The sequence below is a fragment of the Acidovorax cavernicola genome (genome assembly GCF_003581445.1).
Map to the genome: position 1 here is coordinate 1 of NZ_QXMN01000132.1, position 2685 is coordinate 2685.

The window sequence follows — 2685 nt, forward strand, 5'->3', positions numbered from 1 at the left end:
GCTCGAGGTAGACCTCCATCACGGCCAGGCACACGTCCAGGCCGATCATGTCGGCCAGCGCCAGCGGGCCTATGGGCTGGTTGCAGCCCAGCTTCATGCCGGCGTCGATGTCCTCGGCCGTGGCCAGGCCTTCGGACAGCACGAAGAACGCTTCGTTGATCATCGGCACCAGAATGCGGTTGACGACGAAGCCGGGAGCGTTCTTCACGGTGATCGGGCTCTTGCCCAGGCGCACGGAGAGTTCCTTGACGCTGTCATGCGTCGCGTCGCTGGTCTGCAGGCCGCGGATGATCTCCACCAGCGCCATCATCGGCACGGGGTTGAAGAAGTGCATGCCGATGAAGCGGTCGGCGCGGGTGGTGATCGCGGCGAGCTGGGTGATGGAGATCGACGAGGTGTTCGATGCGAGGATCACTTCGGGCGCGAGCAGCGCGTCGATCTGTTGCAGGATCTTGACCTTGAGCGCGAAGTTCTCGGTCGCGGCCTCGATCACGATCTGCGCGGCCTGCAGGTCTTCGTAGCGCGTCGAGGTCTTGATGCGCGCCAGCGCCGCGGCCTTGTCGGCTTCGCTGATCTTTTCTTTCTTGATCAGCCGGTCGAGGCTGCCGGACACGGTGGCCAGGCCTTTCTGTACCGCTGCATCCGAGATATCCACCAGCACCACATCGATGCCCGAGACCGCGCACGCCTGCGCGATGCCGTTGCCCATGGTGCCTGCGCCGATGATCCCGACAGTTTGAATCGCCATTTGGAAAGTCTCCACAAAGTAAATTGGACCGCGTGATGGTATCGGGAATCGGCGGCGGCCCCGGCTTGGGAAAGCCGGCATGGGCGTGCGGGCGCAGCGGCGATCGGGCCAGGACGCACTGCATTTTTCACGCAACGCCCGGAGCCTGGCGCATACTCTTGCGATGTCTGCGCTCTGGATGCATCTGCTGAAAACCCCTGGCCTGACCGGCGCGGTCATGCCGTCGTCGCGCTATCTGGCGCTGGCCATGGTCCGCGCCGCCGGCGAGGTGCAACACGTCGTGGAGCTGGGCGCGGGCACGGGCCCCGTCACGAAGGAACTGCGCAGCCGCCTGCCCCAGGCCTCGCTGGTGGCCGTCGAAATCCAGCCCGGTCTGGCCCGGCAACTGAGAGCCCGGTTTCCCGGGCTGGACGTGCGCCAGGACCCGGCGCACGAGGTGCTGGACAGCCTGGCCTGCCCCGGCCCGGCGGCCGTGGTGTCCAGCCTTCCCTTTCGCTCGCTGCCGCAGGACCTGCACGAAGCCACGGTGGACAGCATCGAGCGGTTTCTGCGCAGAGTTCCGGGCTCGAGGCTGGTCCAGTTCACCTACCAGCCGCGCCCGCCTTTCGAGGCCTCCGCGGATTTCCGCTGGCACCGGAGCTGTGTGGTGTGGCGCAACGCACCGCCGGCGGGGGTGTGGGTGTTGCAGAGTCTGGCCAGGACCTGAGCGGCTGCCAGGCCGTTGTGGCCTGCCAATTACGCAGTCGCCGCGGCCCGTTCGCTGGCCTGGCCCGAATGCGTGCCCCGCAGCGTTGCGAGCTGGACCACATCGCGCACATCCGCCGCCTTGGCCAGTGACCAGCAGGCGTCCATCAGCTTGCGGGTCTGGCCTGCGCCCAGGATGGCGTTGCTCATGTCGCTGAACTTCGCCTCCAGATTCACGTCGGTCATCGGGCGCTGCAGCGATCCGATCGCGTGTTCAACGCGGATATGCACCTTGCTCCCATCCTTGAGGAAGGCCGTGGCTTCCACGGCCGCTTCGTCGATGGCGTTGTCAACCACGGCATTCACCTTGCCGCGCGTGGCGACCATGTCGGCGCGGTTGACGATGTCGTCGGCGTATTGGTCTTCGCTGGCCTGGCCGAATATCAGGCCGGCGGCGCAGCCGTGATAGACGCTGAACTTGCCCTGCAGGCCGTCCTTGGGCTCCTTCTTGCCCGTGAGTTCCAGTAACAGGGAGTGAACACGCAGTTCCAGGCGCTCCAGGTTCCCGGCAGTCACGCCCCTGTCGCGCAGCTGGATGCAGGCGTCGATGCTGGGGTGGATCACGATTCCGCAGGCGAACGGCTTGTAGGCGTTGAACGATATCTCGAAGCGCCGGCCCAGTTCATCGGTGATTTCATGCCACGCATACTTGGTCGAGACCACCTGTGCGAAACCGCGCGGCGCTTCCAGCGCGCGCGGGCTGGCGGTGAAGCCCTCGCTGGCGAGCAGCGCCGACATCAGGCCGGCCTTGGCCGCAGCACCCGGATGGAATGGCTTCGTCATGGTGCCGAACTGTTCGCGCAGGCCCACCGGCTGGGACGCTGCGATGCCCAGCGCCATCTGGGTCTGGTCCGCATCGAGCTTGAGCAGGCGCGCGCAGGCGGCCGCGGCGCCCAGCGTGCCGGTGGAGCCCGTGATGTGCCAGCCGCGGTCATAGTGGTCCGGGTACATCATGTTGCCCACGCGGCATGAGACGTCGATGCCCAGCACGATGGCGTCGATCACTTCGCGGCCCGTGGAGCCCAGCTTTTCCGCCAGCGCCAGCACCGCGGAGCACACGGGGCCCGCAGGGTGAATGATGGTCTTCAGGTGGGTGTCATCGAAGTCGAACGTGTGGGAACTGATGCCATTGATCAAGGCCGCATTGGCGATGTCCACGCGGATGTCCGAGCCCAGCACCAGGGCCTGCGCGG

At 66.3% G+C, this 2685-nt stretch carries 3 protein-coding genes; 1 reads left to right on the plus strand and 2 read right to left on the minus strand.

Annotated features, from left to right (window positions below; all coding sequences use genetic code 11):
• The coding region (locus tag D3H34_RS31605) for a 3-hydroxybutyryl-CoA dehydrogenase (RefSeq protein ID WP_119558751.1) at window positions 1-748 on the minus strand (748 nt) is incomplete at its 3' end.
• 163 nt (window positions 749-911) lie between these two features.
• Between D3H34_RS31605 and D3H34_RS31610 the strand changes: the two genes are divergently transcribed.
• Complete coding sequence (locus D3H34_RS31610; RefSeq protein WP_119558752.1) at window positions 912-1454, plus strand: class I SAM-dependent methyltransferase; 543 nt, start codon at window positions 912-914, stop codon at window positions 1452-1454.
• 29 nt (window positions 1455-1483) lie between these two features.
• Here D3H34_RS31610 and D3H34_RS31615 read toward each other — a convergent pair.
• Window positions 1484-2685, minus strand: a 1202-nt coding sequence (locus D3H34_RS31615) for an MmgE/PrpD family protein (protein WP_147400548.1), incomplete at its 5' end; no start/stop codon positions are given.